Source organism: Paenibacillus sp. Y568 (assembly GCF_059445545.1).
In genome coordinates, this window is sequence record NZ_JCAIUM010000003.1 from 24,603 (window position 1) to 44,382 (window position 19,780).

At 39.9% G+C, this 19,780-nt stretch carries 20 protein-coding genes and 1 pseudogene; 17 read left to right on the forward strand and 4 right to left on the reverse strand.

Annotated elements, in window-relative coordinates:
- Positions 1-16 precede the first annotated feature (16 nt).
- The 8 genes and pseudogenes from AC1D7X_RS05200 to AC1D7X_RS05235 all read left to right on the forward strand — a co-directional run bounded on the left by AC1D7X_RS05200 (position 17) and on the right by AC1D7X_RS05235 (position 6,913).
- Complete coding sequence (locus AC1D7X_RS05200; protein WP_495474786.1) at positions 17-1,015, forward strand: Gfo/Idh/MocA family protein; 999 nt, start codon at positions 17-19, stop codon at positions 1,013-1,015.
- Entirely contained in the window at positions 1,012-2,007 is a 996-nt protein-coding gene (locus AC1D7X_RS05205) for a Gfo/Idh/MocA family protein (RefSeq protein ID WP_495474787.1), read from the forward strand. The genes AC1D7X_RS05200 and AC1D7X_RS05205 overlap by 4 nt, the downstream gene beginning before the upstream one ends.
- 371 nt (positions 2,008-2,378) lie before the next feature.
- Positions 2,379-2,906: a pentapeptide repeat-containing protein gene (locus AC1D7X_RS05210; RefSeq protein ID WP_495474788.1), complete on the forward strand. Its 528-nt coding sequence runs from the start codon at positions 2,379-2,381 to the stop codon at positions 2,904-2,906.
- 254 nt (positions 2,907-3,160) lie between these two features.
- Positions 3,161-3,391 carry a hypothetical protein gene (locus tag AC1D7X_RS05215; RefSeq protein ID WP_495455737.1) on the forward strand — a complete coding sequence of 77 codons (231 nt, stop codon included), beginning with the start codon at positions 3,161-3,163 and terminating at the stop codon, positions 3,389-3,391.
- Between the two features lie 183 nt (positions 3,392-3,574).
- Positions 3,575-4,348, forward strand: coding sequence for a class I SAM-dependent methyltransferase (locus tag AC1D7X_RS05220; protein ID WP_495474789.1), 774 nt, complete (start codon positions 3,575-3,577; stop codon positions 4,346-4,348).
- 448 nt (positions 4,349-4,796) lie between these two features.
- Positions 4,797-5,725: pseudogene (locus tag AC1D7X_RS05225) on the forward strand (phosphotransferase).
- Between the two features lie 185 nt (positions 5,726-5,910).
- On the forward strand, positions 5,911-6,210 hold the full coding sequence (locus AC1D7X_RS05230) for a hypothetical protein (RefSeq protein WP_495455739.1): 300 nt from the start codon (positions 5,911-5,913) through the stop codon (positions 6,208-6,210).
- A gap of 433 nt (positions 6,211-6,643) precedes the next feature.
- On the forward strand, positions 6,644-6,913 hold the full coding sequence (locus tag AC1D7X_RS05235; protein WP_495474790.1) for a hypothetical protein: 270 nt from the start codon (positions 6,644-6,646) through the stop codon (positions 6,911-6,913).
- Positions 6,914-7,143: 230 nt separating this feature from the next.
- Here the strand turns inward: AC1D7X_RS05235 and AC1D7X_RS05240 are convergent, their stop codons facing one another.
- Genes AC1D7X_RS05240 through AC1D7X_RS05250 form a run of 3 tightly spaced genes read right to left on the reverse strand, consistent with a single transcriptional unit; the run spans position 7,144 to position 9,707 of the window.
- Positions 7,144-7,425 (reverse strand): DUF2071 domain-containing protein, encoded by a 282-nt coding sequence (locus tag AC1D7X_RS05240; RefSeq protein ID WP_495474791.1) that lies wholly within the window; start codon positions 7,423-7,425, stop codon positions 7,144-7,146.
- Between the two features lie 19 nt (positions 7,426-7,444).
- On the reverse strand, positions 7,445-8,983 hold the full coding sequence (gene gntK, locus AC1D7X_RS05245) for a gluconokinase (RefSeq protein ID WP_495455742.1): 1,539 nt from the start codon (positions 8,981-8,983) through the stop codon (positions 7,445-7,447).
- Entirely contained in the window at positions 8,976-9,707 is a 732-nt protein-coding gene (locus AC1D7X_RS05250; RefSeq protein ID WP_495455743.1) for a GntR family transcriptional regulator, read from the reverse strand. Before AC1D7X_RS05250 ends, gntK begins: the two co-directional genes overlap by 8 nt.
- Positions 9,708-9,982: 275 nt before the next feature.
- Here AC1D7X_RS05250 and AC1D7X_RS05255 point away from each other — a divergent pair, with 275 nt between their 5' ends.
- The 7 genes from AC1D7X_RS05255 to AC1D7X_RS05285 all read left to right on the forward strand — a co-directional run bounded on the left by AC1D7X_RS05255 (position 9,983) and on the right by AC1D7X_RS05285 (position 17,977).
- Complete coding sequence (locus tag AC1D7X_RS05255) at positions 9,983-12,889, forward strand: glycoside hydrolase family 3 C-terminal domain-containing protein (RefSeq protein WP_495455744.1); 2,907 nt, start codon at positions 9,983-9,985, stop codon at positions 12,887-12,889.
- A gap of 239 nt (positions 12,890-13,128) precedes the next feature.
- A complete protein-coding gene (locus tag AC1D7X_RS05260) occupies positions 13,129-13,539 on the forward strand; it encodes a hypothetical protein (RefSeq protein WP_495474792.1) in 411 nt (136 codons plus the stop codon).
- A gap of 41 nt (positions 13,540-13,580) precedes the next feature.
- The gene (locus tag AC1D7X_RS05265; RefSeq protein WP_495455746.1) at positions 13,581-14,135 is read left to right on the forward strand and encodes a GNAT family N-acetyltransferase; all 555 of its coding nucleotides are present in this window, start codon (positions 13,581-13,583) and stop codon (positions 14,133-14,135) included.
- Positions 14,136-14,252: 117 nt separating this feature from the next.
- Positions 14,253-15,803 (forward strand): stalk domain-containing protein, encoded by a 1,551-nt coding sequence (locus tag AC1D7X_RS05270; RefSeq protein WP_495474793.1) that lies wholly within the window; start codon positions 14,253-14,255, stop codon positions 15,801-15,803.
- 84 nt (positions 15,804-15,887) lie between these two features.
- The gene (locus AC1D7X_RS05275) at positions 15,888-16,445 is read left to right on the forward strand and encodes a GNAT family N-acetyltransferase (protein ID WP_495455748.1); all 558 of its coding nucleotides are present in this window, start codon (positions 15,888-15,890) and stop codon (positions 16,443-16,445) included.
- Between the two features lie 46 nt (positions 16,446-16,491).
- Positions 16,492-17,049, forward strand: coding sequence for a hypothetical protein (locus AC1D7X_RS05280; protein WP_495474794.1), 558 nt, complete (start codon positions 16,492-16,494; stop codon positions 17,047-17,049).
- 136 nt (positions 17,050-17,185) lie between these two features.
- Positions 17,186-17,977: a DUF695 domain-containing protein gene (locus tag AC1D7X_RS05285; protein WP_495474795.1), complete on the forward strand. Its 792-nt coding sequence runs from the start codon at positions 17,186-17,188 to the stop codon at positions 17,975-17,977.
- Between the two features lie 33 nt (positions 17,978-18,010).
- Here the strand turns inward: AC1D7X_RS05285 and AC1D7X_RS05290 are convergent, their stop codons facing one another.
- Positions 18,011-18,352 (reverse strand): winged helix-turn-helix transcriptional regulator, encoded by a 342-nt coding sequence (locus AC1D7X_RS05290; RefSeq protein WP_495474891.1) that lies wholly within the window; start codon positions 18,350-18,352, stop codon positions 18,011-18,013.
- Between the two features lie 106 nt (positions 18,353-18,458).
- Here AC1D7X_RS05290 and AC1D7X_RS05295 point away from each other — a divergent pair, with 106 nt between their 5' ends.
- On the forward strand, positions 18,459-18,842 hold the full coding sequence (locus tag AC1D7X_RS05295; protein WP_495474796.1) for a RidA family protein: 384 nt from the start codon (positions 18,459-18,461) through the stop codon (positions 18,840-18,842).
- A 234-nt stretch (positions 18,843-19,076) separates the two neighbouring features.
- Positions 19,077-19,334, forward strand: a complete 258-nt coding sequence (locus tag AC1D7X_RS05300; protein ID WP_495474797.1) for a hypothetical protein — start codon at positions 19,077-19,079, stop codon at positions 19,332-19,334.
- Positions 19,335-19,780: the final 446 nt, after the last annotated feature.

The window sequence follows — 19,780 nt, forward strand, 5'->3', positions numbered from 1 at the left end:
TAATGGAGGGATTTCTATGAATATAGCTATTATCGGTTGCGGAGCCATGGGCATGACTTATGCTCATAACTTGGGGGAAATGCCAGAAGTTCAGGTATCCGGAGTTGTAGACTTGATTCAAGAGCGTGCCGATCAGGCTGCAGCAGCAAGTGGCGCCGCTTCGTATACGAATTGGGAGGAGATGCTGGAGAAGGAGCAGCCGGAGACGGTGGTCGTGTGCTTACCGACGTACCTACACAAAACATTTGTACTGAACCTCGCGCAGCGTGGGCTGCATGTGATTTGCGAAAAGCCTGCAGCACTTACACTGGAGGATGCCATAGAAATGGAAGCTGCTTGCAGCAAGCAAGGCGTCCGGCTGTTTATCGGCCACGTTGTTCGCTTCTTTCCGAATTACCGGAATGCGATGGATCAGGTACGGTCGGGTAAAATTGGCGAGGCCAAAATGGCGCAATTCAAGCGTTTCAGTTCGTATCCGCAAGGGGTGGATCTTTGGTACCATGACCGTGCCAAGAGCGGCGGGGTTATTATGGATCTGATGATTCATGACATCGATTTTGCCTGCTGGGTGTTTGGAGACTTGGAGTCCGTGTATGCTTCTGTTACGAAGCCAACTCTATCAGAAATGGAATACGCCCAGGTGACCCTGAAATTTAGTAGCGGAGCCATTGCCAACCTAACCGGCTTCTGGGGATACCCAGGACCGTTCACTACACAGTTTGAAATATCCGGCAACGAGGGTATCATCCGCTTTGACAGCAACCAGGTGCAATCACTTGACCTGAAGGTATTGTCCGGCGTCAACGTGCAACAAGATGCCGTGCAGGTACCGTCCAGTCCAATGCTGCATGACGCTTATTACAATGAAGTGAAACATTTTATTGAATGCATTCGTGAGGGTAACGAGCCAATTGTCAGTGTGGCTGACGCCTGCCGGGCTGTTGAAATCGCTCTAGCTTGCGAGCGTTCGGCTCGGACAGGGCTACCCGTCTACATGGGAGGGATTTCGTCATGAGAAAGATTAAAGTAGGGTTTATTAGCTTTGCCCATATGCATGCCGCTAGTTATCTGCATGCTATGCTCCAGAGAAGTGACGTGGAAGTGATCGGTATCGCTGATGAGAATGCCGAACGTGTTGCTCCATTCACCACAGAGCAAGGGATTCCATACTATGCAGATTATAATATGCTGCTTGCGGAGGACGTCGATGCGGTTGTGATCTGCTCGGAAAACGTCAGGCATGCGGAGCTTACCCGCAAGGCAGCCGAAGCAGGCAAACATGTGCTCTGCGAGAAGCCGCTAGGATTATCCGAAGAGGAAATGCTAGATATGATCCAGGTGTGCAGGTCTCAAGGGGTTCAGCTGATGACAGCTTTCCCATGCCGTTTCCTGCAATCGGTCCGCCAGGCGAAACAGGCGATCGATGACGGTCAACTCGGAGATATTGTAGCCATGAAGGGTACGAATCGCGGGACGATGCCCGGAGGATGGTTCCTTAACAAGGAGCAGTCCGGTGGTGGCGCGGTTCTTGATCATACGGTCCATGTAATGGACCTGATGCACTGGTTTACGGGTAGTGTAGTTGAGGAAGTATACGCCCACGTCGAGACGTTGTTTCATGACACGGATATCGATGACGCAGGCATGGTGCATGTGAAGTTCGCGAACGGTGTGTTTGCCGTGCTCGATCCGAGCTGGTCCCGTTCCCGCAGTTTCCCGACATGGGGCGACGTGACACTTGAGATCATTGGGACCAAGGGGACACTCTTTATTGATGCCTTTGCACAGAAAAATGATCTGTACAGTGATGCAGATCAAACAGCCAACTGGAGCTATTGGGGAGACGATATGGATACCGGGCTGGTTAACAGTTTTGTAGATAGTATTATTGAAGGGAAGCCGGTTCTCGTTTCGGGCGAGGATGGTTATCTGTCCGCTCGTGTAGGGCTTGCCGCTTATGAGTCGGCCCGAATTGGAAAACCGGTCAAACTGCAGCCGCAAGGCTAAGGCTCAAAGCTCTTATATAGCGTAAAGAGGAACATCAGTGGAGCTGCAAATTCTGATGTTCCTCTTTATTTTGTTAAATTTGAAATGTCATGATATAGCTATCTCTCATTGATTGCTTATAACCCAACTGCTAAAGTTATAAAAAGGGCGATACACACATCTTTGCTAAGAAGAAGTCATGAAAGTAATTCATACATGCAGATAACATCTGGTTTATTCCTCTTCATGAGATTCTAGTAGATTTAAATGCAACACAAGCGGTATGGGAGGCTGAAGGTAAACAATTCAACCAGGCTAAATGTAGTAACTGAAGAAGATGCTGATCAAATAAGAGATTTAATGATCAAGGTAGAAGAGGATGAGACTTCTAAGTGGAAATTGGTTCTGACGTTCTTCAGCTAATCGAAGAATTCAATCCAGAAATAAAAATATGGACATTGGACACAACACAAAAAAGTCCAAGGAATCATTACTTTTATGAAAAAAATGGGTATAAGTTGGTTGGCGAAGATAAATATGAAAGATTTTATCGTAAAGAAACTAACTGTGTTGATAATGATCAGAGTAAATTTAGTACAAGTATAGATTTTTCTGAACAAAATTTTAGAGGGTGCAATTTGCAGGATACTGATTATTACGATGTTAATCTAAATAATGCGTGTTTTTCAAATGCTAATATGGGGAATGTAAGGTTGCAAAACGTTAATTTATCAAATACTCATATAACAAACACAAATATGAGTGACTCTATATTGGGTGATTCAAACCTGAGTAATGTTGAGATATGCCATGCTTCATTAGGAGGTGTTTATTTACATGACACCAACGAGGAGTCCATAGCTATACCAATTAAGCCAAAGGGATACTCTGAATTAGCAAAAAAAGGTTATAAGCGGTGAACTATCTGATAAGGAAGAGCTTTATCAGCTTTGTGAAAACTTATGGATAGGTATAAATTAATTACTAGAAGATTTGGGTACAGATTATCGAAGTAACGATGTATTAAAATTGTGATGGCAAGAGACAGTCATTACTAAACGAACGTGAAAAGATAAAGAAATAATGACATCAGGAATAATGTGCAAACGTTATAATAAATTGGCGCAAAACTTAATAAAACAATATACACAACTGATTATAGAGGGGGAACAGTTTGTTCAAATCATTAATAATTGGTATAGGTGTTTATATTCTTGGTTTTGTCATTGTATCTTTTAGTGGGGGATTATTTAATAGTGGAAATCCTGAATTTTCTTATTACTATGCAATAATTTTTTCAATTCTCTTTCTTTCTGCTATTGTTGGAGTTTCGACTTCATTAGTTTTGCAAGAATTAAGAATAATGAAAATGAAAAAAGATGGACTGACAGATTCAGAAATATAAGAAACAATGGTCGAAGACGGCGATAACATCTTATAACACCATATCTACGCAACGCTCACCCTAATGCTATTAATAATTAACGCTGTAAGTTATTCAGTCGAAACGCCCTGTTGCTCGATATAAAAACATATTGATATTATAACTAACGGCTGTGTAGAAACGATTTTTGGAAGGATGAAGATTATGATGGATAAACGATTAACATTTAATGAGGATATAGAGAATTACGAAAAATGGAGACCGACGTACTGCGATGAATTATTCAAAGATATTATTGCGTATTCTCAAATTGAGCAAGGCAAAAAAGCAATTGAAATTGGTATTGGAACAGGTCAGGCGACAAGGCCCTTTTTGGAAACAGGCTGTAAATTAACGGCAATTGAATTAGGAAAAGACCTTGCAGAATATTCTGAATTGAAATTTCAAGAATATAAAAACTTCACAGTATGCAATACTGCATTTGAAGAATATGATTGTCCAGAAGGCAGTATTGAATTAATTTATTCTGCTACTGCATTTCATTGGATTCCAGAAGAAGCTGGGTATACTAAAGTCTCCAAATTATTAAAAACCAATGGAACACTAGCATTATTCTGGAACCGTCCATTTGTATCACGAGATAATGATGAATTACATCAGAATATTCAAAGCATATATCAAAAGTATCGACCGTCTAACTCCAAAATTAGGGAGCATGATACGGAAAGATATGAATATCTAAAGAAAACAATTCAGGCATATGGATTTAGAGAAATTGAGTTCAAATTATATCATTTAACAAGAACATTTTCTTCGTCTGACTATATTGCCTTATTAAATACATATTCAGATCATAGAGCAATGCCATCAACGACAAGAGTATTATTTGAGAACGAGATTAGAGAAGCGATTTTACGTTTTGGAGATGTATTATATGTTTATGATACTATCGATTTGTATTTAGCGAGAAAGGAATAAATGTATATGATTGATTATCCTATTATAGAAACCAAAAGATTACTACTTAGAGAACTTAGTTTACAGATTCAGGTAATTATGCCTCTAATCTCTTAGCCGCAAAATTAGGCTTTAATAAAGTTGGAGAAGTGCCTAGTTTATGGTGGCTTGAAAACAAGCAAGTAATTTAGTAACGTATAACTACCAATCTGATATCCAAGAGATTTGAATGTAACTTAATTGAGATGTAATTCATATAAAAAAACAGCCTTTGGAATGACTCCAAAGGCTGTTTTGTATGACTATTTTTTTCAAGACCTTATTCGACATCATAACAGAACCTAAAGAAACAGTCTATATTTTTTTATGGAATTATAATACAGTTGGGTTGCCGGCAATAAAAGAAGAAATGGAGTGTTGTTCCTTGAAATTTTATTGTCACCTTGATCCTGCTAGTCTACAGGAGTATATAGAGAAAGTCTTCGGTACAAGTTATTTAGTCGCAAATGTTACGAAAATGCATGGTGGTGCAAAAAGGTAGTCTATAAGGTGGATTGTACTAATGGATTTTCCTGCGTTTTGTATGTGTGGGACCTAACTATGAATTATTTTCAAGAGGAAATTGCCAATAACGACGTGAATGCACAATCCTTCGGCAGTGATTTATTTGAATTAAACAACAAGTATTTAATCGAACATTCCATTCGAACTCCTGCTCTTTATGATTTGAATAAGGAAAGGAATCGTTACACTTTTGATTATGCTCTCGTTGAGTATGTAGCGGGCCAAAATGCTGAATTCTATTTTAAACATTCCGATTCACGGGTTACAGATAAAGTATTTGAACAGCTGGGGGAACTGATTACTGGCATGCATGCTAACGAAAGAGAAGTATACGGGAAGCCAGTTCACAATGAGAATAATACACGGCAATGTCATCTTATACAATTTGAAAATGCAAAACTACAGTTATCTTATGCCTGTGAGCATATCAACGATATTAGAACAAATCAAAGCAAGCTGCTTGAGATGTTGTATGAACTTGAATCAAGAATAGAACCTAGAAGTCGTTATGGATTCATACACGGGGAACTAGGTCCTAATCATGTATTGGTTACTGATCTTCTGGAACCCTATTTAATTGATATTGAAGGAGCCGAGTTCTTTGATATTGAGCACGAACACAGTTTTTTAGAGTTCCGTTTTGGGGATTTCTACCGGTATCTGAAGAATGATAAACTCGATTTTAACAGGAAGTTATTTTATCAATATCATCATCATCTTTCATTAATCTCGGCTGGTTTAAAACTAATTCATAGAGGTTATCCAGATCAACAAACGGCAAGGGATATCTCCGATTATCATACCAAGTGTGCTTTGCAATTTATTGAAGGTTGAAATAACAGTCTGTGGATCACCTATTTATATAAAAGGTTCACGAAATCAGCAGTAAAAAATGTGTTAAGAAACCAGTTGACTTTGACGTCGTGTCGCACTCTGTGCTGGTTCTTGAAAGGAGGAGCTATGGAACTGCAGACGATTAGTGAGAAAGAAATCCAGAGAGTCTTGCAAAAGGAAGAGTCTTGAGTAGCACTAGCCGTTTTTCGCTACAGCTTCAACAATTCATGATTCAGACGAACCTCGCAAGTATAAAGCCTGATTTGCGTCATTATGGATTTCATCATCCGAATGGGGTTCAACTTGATGGGTCTAATCATGGGTACGAGAGATGGGTCACCCCAAACTGGGGCGATGCCGATTGCATGCATGGGTCCTTGGATGAACATTTAAATTACATTAATCAATACCATTTAAGTAATGAAGAAATGGATAAAGTTGTGCAATTGGATCTTCTTCTTCCCGTTAAGTCAAAGTTGAAGTGAACTGCTATGAATATTATTGTAGAGGTACTCTTGAAGAGAGTGCCTTTTTTTAGTACAAAGTTCCTGACACTTCATAAGCCAATTATGTTGTTCATCAATTCGTAAGTTAAACTATTGGCGGTAGCGTAAATATCCAAGGGAACTCGATTCAGATCAAGGTGCCGGAGATTGAAATAATAATTGGACCAACGACTGTATCATTGAATGTAATACCAGAAGCCACTACGGGGAATGGATATACCACGGAGGCTAGTGAATACTATTAAATAAGTGGTTCCCAGACATTAATTATGAAGGGAAGACTGTTGATGCTTATCTTGGAAGTAACAATGATGACTCAGATTATGCAGTTATTGTAACTCTTTCAGATCTTAAGGAAGCCCAGAAAGTCTTAGATTGATTTTGCATCAGATGATGAACAATCCATTATAAAATGCTACAAGGTATTGCTGACAAAGTACATACTGAATTTAGAAAAGAAGAGTTCACTATTTTATTCATACAGAATATAAATTCAATCACCGATCCATCTAATGCCTTCAATGCTAATGATACAACTGAAATAACTCAACTGCCAGAAGGCACTTACAATGTGGTCTCTGCTATGTTTGCTGTTAATTACGACTTCAATGATGGCACATATTTCACTATAACTTTTACTGGAGACAAAGCTATGGAATTGGATAGTGGGGAACTTAAGTAAACAATCTTACAGAACCAAAGGCTTTCATCAAGCTCTATCTCTGTTTTGTACAAAACTAAAGAGTCCTCAATACTAAACTAGAAAAATTTATAGTTGTTACATCTGTAATAGATGTTCAGGTAAACTTAACAGGAGTGAAACGGTTAAGACCCGTTCACTCCTGTTTTTATTACTAGCCTTGTTTTCTCTGAGAATATGGAAATTCAGTCTTCGTCAAAAGTAAGATAGATTTACACTCGAAGTAGCGGCCAGACTCGCACGTCGACGCCTTGTGAATAGTGAAGCACTGGCGGCACCTGCTCTACGATAATGCCTTGGGCTGATAGAATCGTGTTTGTACGGATTTCGGCTTCTGCGCGTTGCAGAGGCCAAGGCCGGTGTAAAATGTCGCAACGTAGAGCATTGCCTTTGGCATTAGTCGAGTAGAGGCAATACCGCTCGGTGAGCCACTCATCGAAAGAGCCTTTTGTAGCCAAAAAGGGTTCGGAGGTAGCGCGATAGGTGCAACTCAAGGAGACTTCAGTATGCTTGTTAGTGTTTAATTAAGCTTCTTTGATAATTGGCAATCCGAGTATAATCCTCTTCTAATACTCTAGAAATGTTAATGAAGATCGGAAGTAAGTGCCTATATTCTTTCGTTGCTTCTTGGTTGGGTGTGTGTTTGTAGGTACTGCCAACCATTTCAGAAACGACTTCAAATGAGTTGATCTTTCCTGTCGCATATAAGCCTAAGATACAAGCACCTAGACAAGAACTTTCGTAGCTTTCTGGAATAATTACTTCAGAATCGAATATATCGGACATCATTTGCCGCCAAACATCTGATCTTGCAAAGCCTCCGGTAGCTTGGATTCGAGTCACAGGACCGTCCATGCATTCGATTAATGCTAAGAACACGGTGTATAAATTGTAAATGATACCTTCTAGGGCTGCGCGAATCATATGTTCCTTCTTATGTGACATCGTTAAACCGAAGAATGAGCCACGTACATCTGGATTCCATAATGGTGCACGTTCACCAGAGAGGTACGGATGGAACAACAATCCGTCTGATCCTGGTCTTACACGTTCAGCAATCTTGGTTAGTACTTCATATGGATCAATTCCTAATCTTTTTGCTGTTTCTACTTCTGATGAGGCTAGTTCATCACGGATCCAGCGAAGGACCATCCCACCATTGTTTACTGGCCCACCAATGACCCAGTGCTTTTCCGTTAAGGCATAACAGAATATTCTTTCCTTTTCATCGGTTTGTGGCTTGTCAATTATGGTGCGAATGGCACCGCTTGTTCCAATGGTAATGGCAATTTCGCCTTTGCGTATCGCATTTACACCTAGATTAGAAAGGACGCCGTCGCTTGCACCAATGACAAACGATGTTTGTGGATCGATCCCCATTTTTTGTGCCAAATCTGAATCACAGTTAGTAAATATCTTGGTTGTTGGTACGAGCTCAGATAATTGAGTAGGTGTTATGCCAGCAATTTGTAATGCTTCTTCATCCCAATCTAGTGTGTTGAGATTCATCATACCCATGGCTGAAGCTATGGAATGATCGACAACATATTGATCAAAGAACTTTTTGAAAATATATTCTTTAATTCCGATATATTTGTTAACCTTAGTAGCGATTTCAGGAAGGTCATTCACAATCCAAGCTATTTTAGTTAATGGTGACATTGGGTGAATCGGTGTTCCCGTGCGTTTATAGATTTCATGGCCATTCAACTCATCTTTTATTGTGTGTGACCATGTTTCACTTCGGTTATCTGCCCAAGTAATACAAGGCGTCAGCGGCTGATCATTGTAACCCATAGCAATGACACTATGCATGGCACTGCTAAATGAAACAAATGATATCCTTTTGTGTGAATGATTTTTCATTATCTTCGAAATGGTTTGTAGGACAGCCTGGAAAATTTCTTCTGGGTCTTGTTCAGCTGTCGACATATCGGGTGTATAAAGCGGGTACCCTATATTTTCTTGTTGAATGACTTCGCCTTTTTCACTAAATAAAACGCCTTTTGTACTTGTGGTTCCGATATCTATACCTAACATATAGTTAGTCATTGTGCTGCACAACTCCTTTCGAGAGCATTTGTTGTGATATCCATAGGTCTTCTACTTTGCCTTGAACATCATCAAAATTGTCATGTAAGGACTTACTCATGAGTTCTCTATCTTTTGTTCGGATCGCCTCAATGTAAAGCTCATGATTGTTTATAATGCGGGTGAAATCTTGATAGTTTTCTTCGAAGCGCCTACGCATCGACAAAAGAATAAAGCTCTCCATAACGGGCTTTAAATTATTCCAGATCAACAGGATGTATGAATGATTAGCTGACCGAATAATCGTTTCATGAAACAAGACATCTTGATAGGAAAACTCATCAGCATCACTATATTTGATTGCGACGTTCATCATTTCTAGTATTTTACTAAGTTCCTTTATTAATTCATTCGTATCTATTCTTACAAGGCGTTCAAATACAAATGATTCTATAAGTAAACGCATATCGTAAATTTCTTCTATTTCTTTATTTGATAAACCAATAACAACGGCACCCATTCTTTCTAATCGGATGATATTTTCGGATGCTAATATTTTTAACGCTTCACGTATGGGTGAGCGACTTACAGCGAAATCTATAGCTAATTTATTTTCAGAAAGTATGGTACCGCTTTCGATGTGGCCAGAAATAATACGCATTCTAAGCTCGTATGTTACACGGTTACCAGCAGAGGATTTCGAAAGCCATTTGGATGGATATAGGAATCCATTTGATTCGGTCATAAATTCGCCTCTTTATTCATCTTGTATGCTAGTATACAAGTATTATATTCTTGGATTTTTGATTTCGCAAGCGGTTTCACTAAAAGTACGTCCTCGTCATGATATTTGAAAAGAAGGGATGGGGAATATTTCGAATGGAGAATCGCCAGCGATGGTAAATACAAAGGCATATATCCCTAATAACCTATGAAAACGTCTCTAATTATTAGGGTAGCCATAAGTAGACAATCTTCGTTAAAATAACGCAATAGGCAACTGACAAAGGGAGGTTCATCATGTCTGAAACAAACAATTATCCATTCCAGAACACTTCTCTTCCACTAGAGGAACGCGTAAACGACCTCGTTTCACGCTTCACGTTGGAGGAAAAAGTGGGACTTATGATTCAATATCAAACGGCCGTTGAACGGCTTGGTGTGAAAGCGTATAAACATGGTACGGAAGCAGCTCATGGTATGGCTTGGCTTGGCGAAGCGACAGGATATCCGCAACCGATTGGCCTAGGATGCACTTGGGATACCGAACTTATGCAACGAATTGGTAGCGCTATCGGTGATGAGGCACGTGGCTTCTATAAACAAAATCCAGAGATTAACGGATTGACGCTCTGGGCGCCAACTGTTGATATGGAACGCGACCCACGTTGGGGTCGGACTGAGGAAGCATACGGGGAAGATCCGATCCTTGCAGGTAAGCTTGCATCATCACTTGTTCAAGGGATACAAGGCGATCATCCGAAATATTTGAAAGCGATTGCTACACTGAAACATTTTATTGCAAATAATAATGAAGTAGGACGCGGAGACCAATCGGTTAGTATTGATCCACGTAATATGCGCGAATATTATTTGAAAGCATTTGAGATTCCGTTTAAGGAAGGCGGCGCCCAGTCCATGATGACGGCCTATAATGCCGTTAATGGAGTGCCTGCGAATCTGATGCCAGAAGTGAATGAGATTGTTAAGCAAGAGTGGGGCATGGATGGTTTTGTGGTCAGCGATGCGTTCGACGTGTCTGGTACGGTGCGCGACCATGGTTATTTGGAGACACATAAGGAAGCCGTTGCCCGTTCTGTGAAAGAAGGCGGCATCGATAGTATCACTGACAATGGAGATTTAATGAAGCAATCGCTACGCGAAGCGTTGGATGAAGGAATGCTTACAGAGGGCGATTTAGATGTGGCCTTACGTAATACGTTCCGCGTTCGTTTCCGTTTAGGTGAGTTCGATCCTGAGGAAGACAATCCGTATGCTGCTATTGATGAGTCTATTATTATGCAACCAGAGCATGCGAAGCTGTCACGTGAAGCTACAGAAAAGGCTGTTGTTCTTCTGAAAAATGAAGGAGGCATGCTACCGCTACAGGCAGATAAGCTGAAAAAAGTCGCTGTTATTGGACCCCTTGGTGGTACCGTATATCGAGACTGGTACAGCGGTTCCATGCCTTATGCAATTACGCCTTTGCAAGGTATTCAAGAAAAGCTGAAGGCACATGGAGGACAAACGACATTCTCCGGTGGTACAGATAGAGTGAAGCTGAAGTCGAAGCGCAATGGACGTTATGTTCAAGTACAAGATGGTGAACACGCAGCTCTAGCTGCAAGCGGCAATGCTGGCGAACAAGCTTCTGTATTTGAATTAACGGATTGGGGCTGGGACAGTCATACAATTATCGCTGAGAATAACGGACTTTACCTAACGACGGATGATCGGATCGTAAAAGCCTCAGCTGATAAAATCTGGGAGTGGTTCACGAAGGAAGTATTCCTTGTTCGTCCTTCAGAAGAAGGAACGGATCAAGTAACCTTCTCAACATGGAACGATACACCGGTTACGGTCAACTCGGATAACGGAGAATTGCTTGTAGGTAGCGGTAGCGCTGAAGAAACGGCTAACGAGATCAATGTGGCGGGTGCGGCATCTGTAGCAAACAGCGAAGAAGATAAGATTACTGCCGATGTTTTTGAAATGGAGAAAGTAACGGATAAATTCCAGGCGGCAAAAGAAGTGGCTAGCGATGCAGATCTTGCTGTTGTATTCGTCGGCAATCATCCGCTCATTAATGGTAAAGAGACGGTCGACCGTCCAGACATCACACTTCCTGAATCGCAGGAGCAACTGATTAGAGAAGTTATGTCTGTGAACCGGAACACGATTGTGGTCGTTGTGGGTAGTTATCCATTTGCTCTGAATTGGGTAGACGAGAACGTTCCAGCTATTCTGTACACCTCTCATGCAGGTCAAGAGTTGGGTAATGCCGTTACTGATGTGCTCTTCGGTGATGTGAACCCGGCAGGACGTCTGAACATGACTTGGTATAAATCTGTTGATCAGCTACCAGAGTTTATGGATTATGACATTATTAAGGGTGATAGAACCTATCGTTATTTCAAAGGAGATGTACTCTATCCGTTCGGACATGGGTTGTCCTATAGCACATTCCGTTATGATAATTTGATTCTTGATCGTAAGCAGGTTTCTGTGGATCAAGATCGTGAGATCAGCATGACAGTTCGGGTGACCAATACTAGTGACTGTACAGGAGAAGAAGTGGTGCAGCTGTATGGACATGCGGAGACCTCTCGTGTAAAACGTCCCTTGAAGCAGTTACTTGCATTCCGTCGGGTACTGTTACAGCCTGGTGAATCAGTAGATGTGAGCTTCAAGCTACCAATGACCGAGCTAGCGATGTGGGATGTTACTCGTGAGCGTTATGCAATCGAGAACGGCACGTTCCTCTTCATGGCTGGTTCTTCATCAGCAAACTTGCCGCTACATGCTGCGCTTGATGTACAGGGCGAAGTGATTCCACCACGTGATTTGAAGCAGTCTGTGAAGGCAATGAACTATGATGCTTACGAAGGCGTGTTGATCGGTGAATGTTGTGAAGGCGGTAGTGCTACTGAAGTGAAGGAGCAATCCGGATGGATTTCCTTTGAAGACGCTGAATTCGGCGAGGGAGTAAACACGGTGAATCTTCGCGTTGCTTGCCAGTCGGCAGCATCAGTCGAGGTTCGTCTGAATAGCCCTGAAGGTCCTCTTGCTGGACGAGTGGAACTATCGGAAGGTGGCGCTCAAGAATGGCGTAACTATACTGCTGAGGTGAGCGGAGTAAGTGGACGTCAGGACGTGTTCATTGTTCTCAACGGTAAAGTGTCGCTGAAGACGGTTCAATTTGTGTAATCATCGTCAAGCAATATAACAAATCATGTAGAAGACTGAGTTCCCTTTTGGGGCTCGGTCTTTTTTTTGACTGAATCATTGCTAGAAAGAGAGTTGGATACAAATTCATAGACAAAAAGGAAAATGTTGGTATATTATGTGTGGAAGTATAAGAAGTGAGTATGAATAGACAGCATTACGATACCACTCCTTACGGTCACTTAAGCTTGTTATCGTGATAATCGAAATGAGGTGAAATTATGAAAAATATATCAAAAAAGATGATATCTATAATGTTATTAGCAATAGTAATCATTGGTTTAGCTCTTAGTCTTCTTATCTATTATAATCTGAGGATGTATTTGCCAGAATTACCAGTCGAGGGAGTATCCAAACAGCAAGCGTATGCAAAGATATCCAACAGCTACGATACGATCGAATTTCTTAGTCATAGGGATAATTATAATTGGTATATCTATCAAGGGAATACGAAGGATGGTATGGATGAACTAATTCAACGATTTAACACAATAGGATTACAATTCAAAGAACAAATTGGGGCTGGGTATTTTTTTACTGATGATAATAAAACGGATGTAATCATTGTTGAATCACAGATGTGGACAAGTAAATATATTATTTATAAAGTGACTGATGAAGTGAAGTTCTAGATATTACTTTTAGATATGAACCTTTGAAAGGATGATTACTTATGCCACATATCGTTGGAGACAGAATTGTACTTAGAGAATACCGAGACTCAGATTTAGATTATATAAGAGAATGGGTTAATGACCCGGAAATAACCAACACGTTATCTGATAATTTCCTATATCCGCACACCAAGTATGAGACAGAGTCGTTCTTTAGGTTGGTAGTTGAAGGTAAGTCTAGAAACAAAAGTTTTATTATAGCAGCCAAAGACTCTTTAGAATACATCGGTCAAATTGATTTATACAGAATGGACTGGAGGAATCGATTCGCTCTACTGGCTATTGTTATAGGAAGAAAAGAATATTTAGGCAAAGGCTATGGGAGTGAAGCAATTCAACTACTCCAGAAGTTTGCTTTCGAGGAACTCAATTTAAATAGAATAGAGCTTGAAGTATACGAATACAACAAAAGAGCGTATAAATGTTATCTGAAATGTGGATTCATAGAAGAAGGGAGATATAGAAAAAAGATGTACAAGCAAGGTCAATACTGGGATAGCATATGTATGAGTATTTTAAAAAGTGATTATGAGCATACCAGCTCTTTGAAATAAAGAAAGTTAGGATATGAGAATTGCTCGAATAAAAAATGATAGGAGAGTGTGAAAAATGGAAGAAAGATCCGATATAAAGAAGGAGTTATCATAAGTTGCTAAAAGGGGAGTTCATAATTGCGTACATCATTCGTTAAAAAGTTAGTTGTCTTTTGCATGGCCCTTCTATTCATTCCAATATTACCTACTTGGGCAGATTCCATTATTCCGGATCCGGTCTTAGCGAAGGCCATTCGGACAGAATTACATTTGCCTTCTGGTAAAGAACTAACGTCATCGGATTTGAAGAAGCTAGAATCCTTGTACCCAGCGGAATCAAAAGAGAAAATCACCCGCCTACAAGGAATTGAAAATGCCGTGAATATGGAGGATTTTTTTCTAACTAACCACAGTATCAAGGATATTACACCAATTGCGAAGTTGAAGAAGTTGACATTCTTGGCTCTCGACGGGAATCAGATTACGGACCTCACGCCTCTATCTGGGTTAAGTTCGCTGGAGAATCTGGTCATTGTAGAGAACAAGGTCAGTAACCTGAAGCCATTACAGAATTTAAGCATGCTGACTGATCTACTGGCCAGTAACAATCTGGTGATAGACCTGAATCCGATTAAGACGATGAAGTTACAGTGGCTCTTTCTGGATAACAATAAGATCCAAGATCTTACACCGCTGAAAAACCATCCAACAATCGAACATCTTTATCTTGGGGGCAACCTCATTGCAGATATTCGTGTCCTTGAAACGATACCGAATTTACAAGAGGTATCACTTATCAACAACCCATTGAATGAACAATCGCTTAAGGTAATAGAAAATTTAGAGAAAAAAGGCGTTGCTGTTGAATATAGCTCGACAAAGGCAGGCAATGCAAATAAACAAATTCAAGTTCTCCTAGACGCCGAACTGGTTACTTTCGATGTTCCACCTTTTATGAAGAATGGAAGCGTAATGGTTCCTTTCCGGCCCCTGTTCGAACAACTTGGCTTGAAGGTTACATGGAACAAGGATGAGCAGACCATCATCGGTGAAAAAGAAGGTACGACAATCAAGATGCAGGTGGGCTTGTCTAACGCTGAAGTGAATGGGAAGACCATCTCACTTGCTGTTGCGCCGACGATCGTGTCGGGCAATACGTTTGTTCCGCTACGATTCATAGCCGAATCCCTGAACGCGAAGGTAGATTGGGAAGCTGGCTCTAAGATAGCCGTTATCCAAAGCAAGCAGCAGATCCTATCTTCGGACCGCTCCGTGAAAGTCACGGCTTATGGAAAGTGGAGTGTTATAGAAGATGCTTCAAAATATGCGAAGCTAGCAATCAAATCTTACAATAAGAGCACGCTGATCGTAAATGAAATTCCAAAGAAAGATCTGACCTCGAACACAGATCTAGCTGCTTTCTATCAGAATACGAAAAAGGAGATCATTGCTAACTCCGATATCGAGATTGTGGAAGAAACGGAGGGGTCATTCCTGGGGCATCCTGCGAAAAACATGGCTTACTACAAGATGGAAAACAAAGAATGGGAATCCTTTATTTGCGTAGCGATTTTCTTCGAAGCGAATGATCATTTCTACCAGGTAACGGTTTCTGCGAATGACGACCTATCGAAAGAGGAAATAAATTCATTGGATGAGATGGTTGCCTCTTTGAAGTTGAATCCATAGTAAAAGAGTGCCTTAGAGATGCTCCATGGGGGCAACTCTGAGGTATTTTTTTGTGATATGGTATTTAGAAAAAGGAGAATGATTATGAATTCAGAGTTTGCATTTATTGATTTCCCTCGGTTAAAGACAGAACGGTTTACATTAAGGAAAGCGGAAGAGAACGATCGCTATGATATATTTCAGCTTTATTCACAAGAGGCCGTGGTGAAATATATGCCATTCACACCTTTCACATCAGTCGAGGATGCGATAGATGAAATGAAATGGTATCACAAAATTTTCAAAGAACAATCGGGTTTACGTTGGATGATTGAAAATAGTGAGTCCCAAAAGGTGATTGGAACATGCGGATTCCTGAACTATGAGAAGGAACATCATCGTGTTGAGATTGGATATGATTTAACCCCTGAATTTTGGGGAAAGGGGATCATGATAGAGGTAGTGAACTGTGTTATGGAGTTTGGATTCTTGACCATGGATCTAAATAAAATTGAAGCGAAAGTCGAACCGGCGAATGAGGCTTCGATCCAATTGATACATAAGCTAGGCTTCCACAAAGAAGGAGTCTTGAGGCAACATGAGTTCGAAAAAGGGAAATATGTTGATCTTGCTATCTTCTCAAAGTTGAAAAGTGAGTATTAACCTCTTAGCTTCATTATGTATAAGCAACTCAGAAGGAGTGGATAAATTGAAAGATAATCGATTATTAAAGATCCATAATCACGAAATTGAAGACCAATTACAAAGGATAACTGACACGGAGATCTTACTGAATTTTCAAGAGGCAATTACCGATTTATACTCGCGATTAATAACAATCCATGCCTTTTGTTATGATAGCTGGGACGCAATAGTTGAGCATTTATTCAATAAGATGGTATGGCAGACCTTTTCATGGAAGTATGGAGTAGCTACATCTCGCGATTATTCACATCAATATGCGTTTGAATGCCCTGACCAAAATAAAAGCTATATTGAATGCAAACCAACAAAAAACAAAATAAGAATATTGAGAAATTTTGAATGGTCTGATTATCAATATTCAAAGAATCAAAGGATATTATTTAAAGAATTTGCTGATGGAGTACACTTCTTGACCGGTACATTAACAGTGGAAGAAGCAAAGAATGTTACATTTCACTTAGTCAGAGCGGATATATTTACATTGGATAATAGCGGATTGAAGGAAGAGATATATTTAGAAGTGAAAGATTTAGAATTTGAGGTTGTATTCGTAGATGTATAACGTAGATGTCTGATTGGAATTTTGATGGTTATATGGATATTATTTTGTGGAAGGAGGCAGGTGGTACTTCGCTTAATTCACTATAAAGACTGATATACTGGGTTTAGATCAACAGAAATATTAAGGCGGTGTAGGAATGTCAGATAATTGGAATACTTACTTTACTTTCATCGATGATAAACCAGCTTCAATCTTGTTGGATCTGGAACCATGGGAAAATGGTGAAAATGAGGGGGTAGTCCGTTTATATCAACTCAGGGTTGCATTAAATGAACCAAATGAAGATGGACTTACCAGCGATAAAGAAGCAACAGTTTTGTATGCTATCGAGGATTCAATCCATGATTCTTTGGATACTAATTATATGTTTGTCGGAAGGATCACCACGGATGGTAGGAGAGATTTTTTTTACTATACGGATTCTATGGATGGAAGCGAATTGGAGTGTCTTGCCGACAAGTCTCTTGAAAATTATAAGTACAGCATTAACCTCATGGATGAACAGAAGCCTGGGGCCTTCTATTATGAGTATCTATATCCCAATCAATTGGATTGGCATCGAATGGGTAACAGACAGTTGGTAGACAAGCTTATTGAGCTTGGAGACATTTTAGATAAATCGCGAACAGTGAATCACTGGATATATTTCAATTCAGCAGAGTCACGTAATCTGTTCAATGAGAAAGTTCAAAAAGACGGTTATCATATCGAAGATCAAGGTACTCAAGATAAACAAGATAATAAGTATTCGATAAAAATTTCTAGAAATGACTATGTTCATCTTCAATCCATCGGTGACGTAACGGACTATTTAGTGAGTGCAGCACAAGAATTTAATGGAGATTATGATGGCTGGGAAACTAAAGTAATGAAAGATCAGGAAGGTTTTGAGAATAGGTTGAAAAGAATGTTTAAGTCTAAAAAATAGCCTGAAGGATCAGCTCACATTTGGTTTACCTATTTAATTATGTTGGTTTTTGGTTCCCCATTCACATAACCCTTCCAGAACAGGTAGTAGTGTATTCGCCTTTTCTGTGAGACTGTACTCGACTTTTGGGGGGATTTGGGGATACTCTTTTCGGTTAACCATACCATCAGCTTCCAACTCTTTGAGTTGTGAACTTAACATTTTGTACGTAATAACTCCAATCTGTCTTTTTAGATCATTAAAGCGAACTGTTTGGTTTTCTGCTAGGAGATAAAGAATAACCATCTTCCATTTACCACCAATAACTGACAATGTATAACCAAAAGGAGTATCTTCAATATTTACAACTTTGCCTTTATATTCTGCCATACTCATCATCTACACTATCCTTTCTGATAGTACATATCATTAAAGTGCGTACTATTTTTTAATGTATATTCATTTTATACTAACCTTACGTTGAACTAAAGGAGAGAATAAAATGACAAATGTTAAAACTTATAATCACGATCTTTGGGATCACGGCATTACCCAAGGATACAGCGTAAATGGCACGATCTACATTTCGGGACAATTTTCCCACGATACCGAGGGTGCGTTCGTTGGTGAGGGCGATATCGAGGCACAGACCCGGCAGACGCTGGAGAATCTCGATCGGGTGCTAGCGGAATTTGGTGTCACGAAGTCGAACCTCGCTTATGTGGAGGTCTATCTGACAAACGCGCAAGAACATTTCGAGCCATGTATTAAGCTGTTCAAGGAATACGTGGGAGAACATCGACCAGCCGGCAGCTGCATTGGCGTGAATTATCTGGCGTCCCCTGTGCAACTGATCGAAATCAGCGCCGTAGCCCATACGGATTAAGGTTGTCATGGTGCCGGACGTCTTCTATTTTAAACGGCACCGCCAAGTAGATGGGAAAGTTTTTTGATAAAAATATATACATCTTATAACAACGAATTAACGCAATATATATCATCCCTTGTATGTATTATGTTAAAGTTTAGACAACAGACAACCCCAGCCTAAGATCGATTATCTATGGCTGGGGCGTTTCGCTAATACTCAAACATGAGCCAATAAGAAGGAAGAGAATAGATGAAAATATATTTTGGAATCAAATACTATGAAGATTGTTCAAATCAAGAAAATATCGACGAAATATTGAGTTTATTAGAGCCTAAAGGATATGAAACCTACTGTGTCGTGCGAGATATGGAGGCTTGGGGAGATTATCAGTATCAACCAGAACAATTAATGAAGGAAACCTTCGGACAGATTGATAAAGCAGATATATTATTGATTGAATTCTCCGAGAGGGGAACAGGATTAGGTATAGAAGTAGGTTATGGATAAGCTAAGTCGAAACCAATTATTATAATCGCTAAAAAAGGGGCTGAAATCTCAAAAACATTGGAAGGAATATCAACCAAGATTATAGCCTATAGAGACATTAATGATTTAGAATCACAGTTACATAAAGTTGTCGAACAACAGATACGGATTGAGCAAAATAATATATAAAATGAGAGGTTACAAATTCATGATTAAGATTATAAAAGTACTTAGAGTTCTTTTATTTTTACTGGGCATTATACTCATTGCATCATCGATGCCAGTATTTGCTGCAGTTGTATTATTGATAATATTAGGGCTCTCAAAATTATTGAAAAGATTCCAAGGAATTAATGGAACTAAGTCAGTTTGAAGATAAGAAAGATACGAAGAGCATTTGTAGAATTTAGCGGTCGTTTATTATCACGTATTTTAGAAAGGTGTATGCAGCAACAGAAGGTCACTTT

Bases quoted from the DNA above. Each gene is read 5' to 3' on its own strand.
- AC1D7X_RS05300 (WP_495474797.1), top strand. From the start codon at position 19,077: ATGAAAATATATTTTGGAATCAAATACTATGAAGATTGTTCAAATCAA.
- gntK (WP_495455742.1), bottom strand. From the start codon at position 8,983: ATGACTAACTATATGTTAGGTATAGATATCGGAACCACAAGTACAAAA.
- AC1D7X_RS05205 (WP_495474787.1), top strand. From the start codon at position 1,012: ATGAGAAAGATTAAAGTAGGGTTTATTAGCTTTGCCCATATGCATGCC.
- AC1D7X_RS05275 (WP_495455748.1), top strand. From the start codon at position 15,888: ATGAATTCAGAGTTTGCATTTATTGATTTCCCTCGGTTAAAGACAGAA.
- AC1D7X_RS05285 (WP_495474795.1), top strand. From the start codon at position 17,186: ATGTCAGATAATTGGAATACTTACTTTACTTTCATCGATGATAAACCA.
- AC1D7X_RS05255 (WP_495455744.1), top strand. From the start codon at position 9,983: ATGTCTGAAACAAACAATTATCCATTCCAGAACACTTCTCTTCCACTA.
- AC1D7X_RS05200 (WP_495474786.1), top strand. From the start codon at position 17: ATGAATATAGCTATTATCGGTTGCGGAGCCATGGGCATGACTTATGCT.
- AC1D7X_RS05295 (WP_495474796.1), top strand. From the start codon at position 18,459: ATGACAAATGTTAAAACTTATAATCACGATCTTTGGGATCACGGCATT.
- AC1D7X_RS05290 (WP_495474891.1), bottom strand. From the start codon at position 18,352: ATGAGTATGGCAGAATATAAAGGCAAAGTTGTAAATATTGAAGATACT.
- AC1D7X_RS05250 (WP_495455743.1), bottom strand. From the start codon at position 9,707: ATGACCGAATCAAATGGATTCCTATATCCATCCAAATGGCTTTCGAAA.
- AC1D7X_RS05235 (WP_495474790.1), top strand. From the start codon at position 6,644: ATGCTACAAGGTATTGCTGACAAAGTACATACTGAATTTAGAAAAGAA.
- AC1D7X_RS05265 (WP_495455746.1), top strand. From the start codon at position 13,581: ATGCCACATATCGTTGGAGACAGAATTGTACTTAGAGAATACCGAGAC.
- AC1D7X_RS05220 (WP_495474789.1), top strand. From the start codon at position 3,575: ATGATGGATAAACGATTAACATTTAATGAGGATATAGAGAATTACGAA.
- AC1D7X_RS05260 (WP_495474792.1), top strand. From the start codon at position 13,129: ATGAAAAATATATCAAAAAAGATGATATCTATAATGTTATTAGCAATA.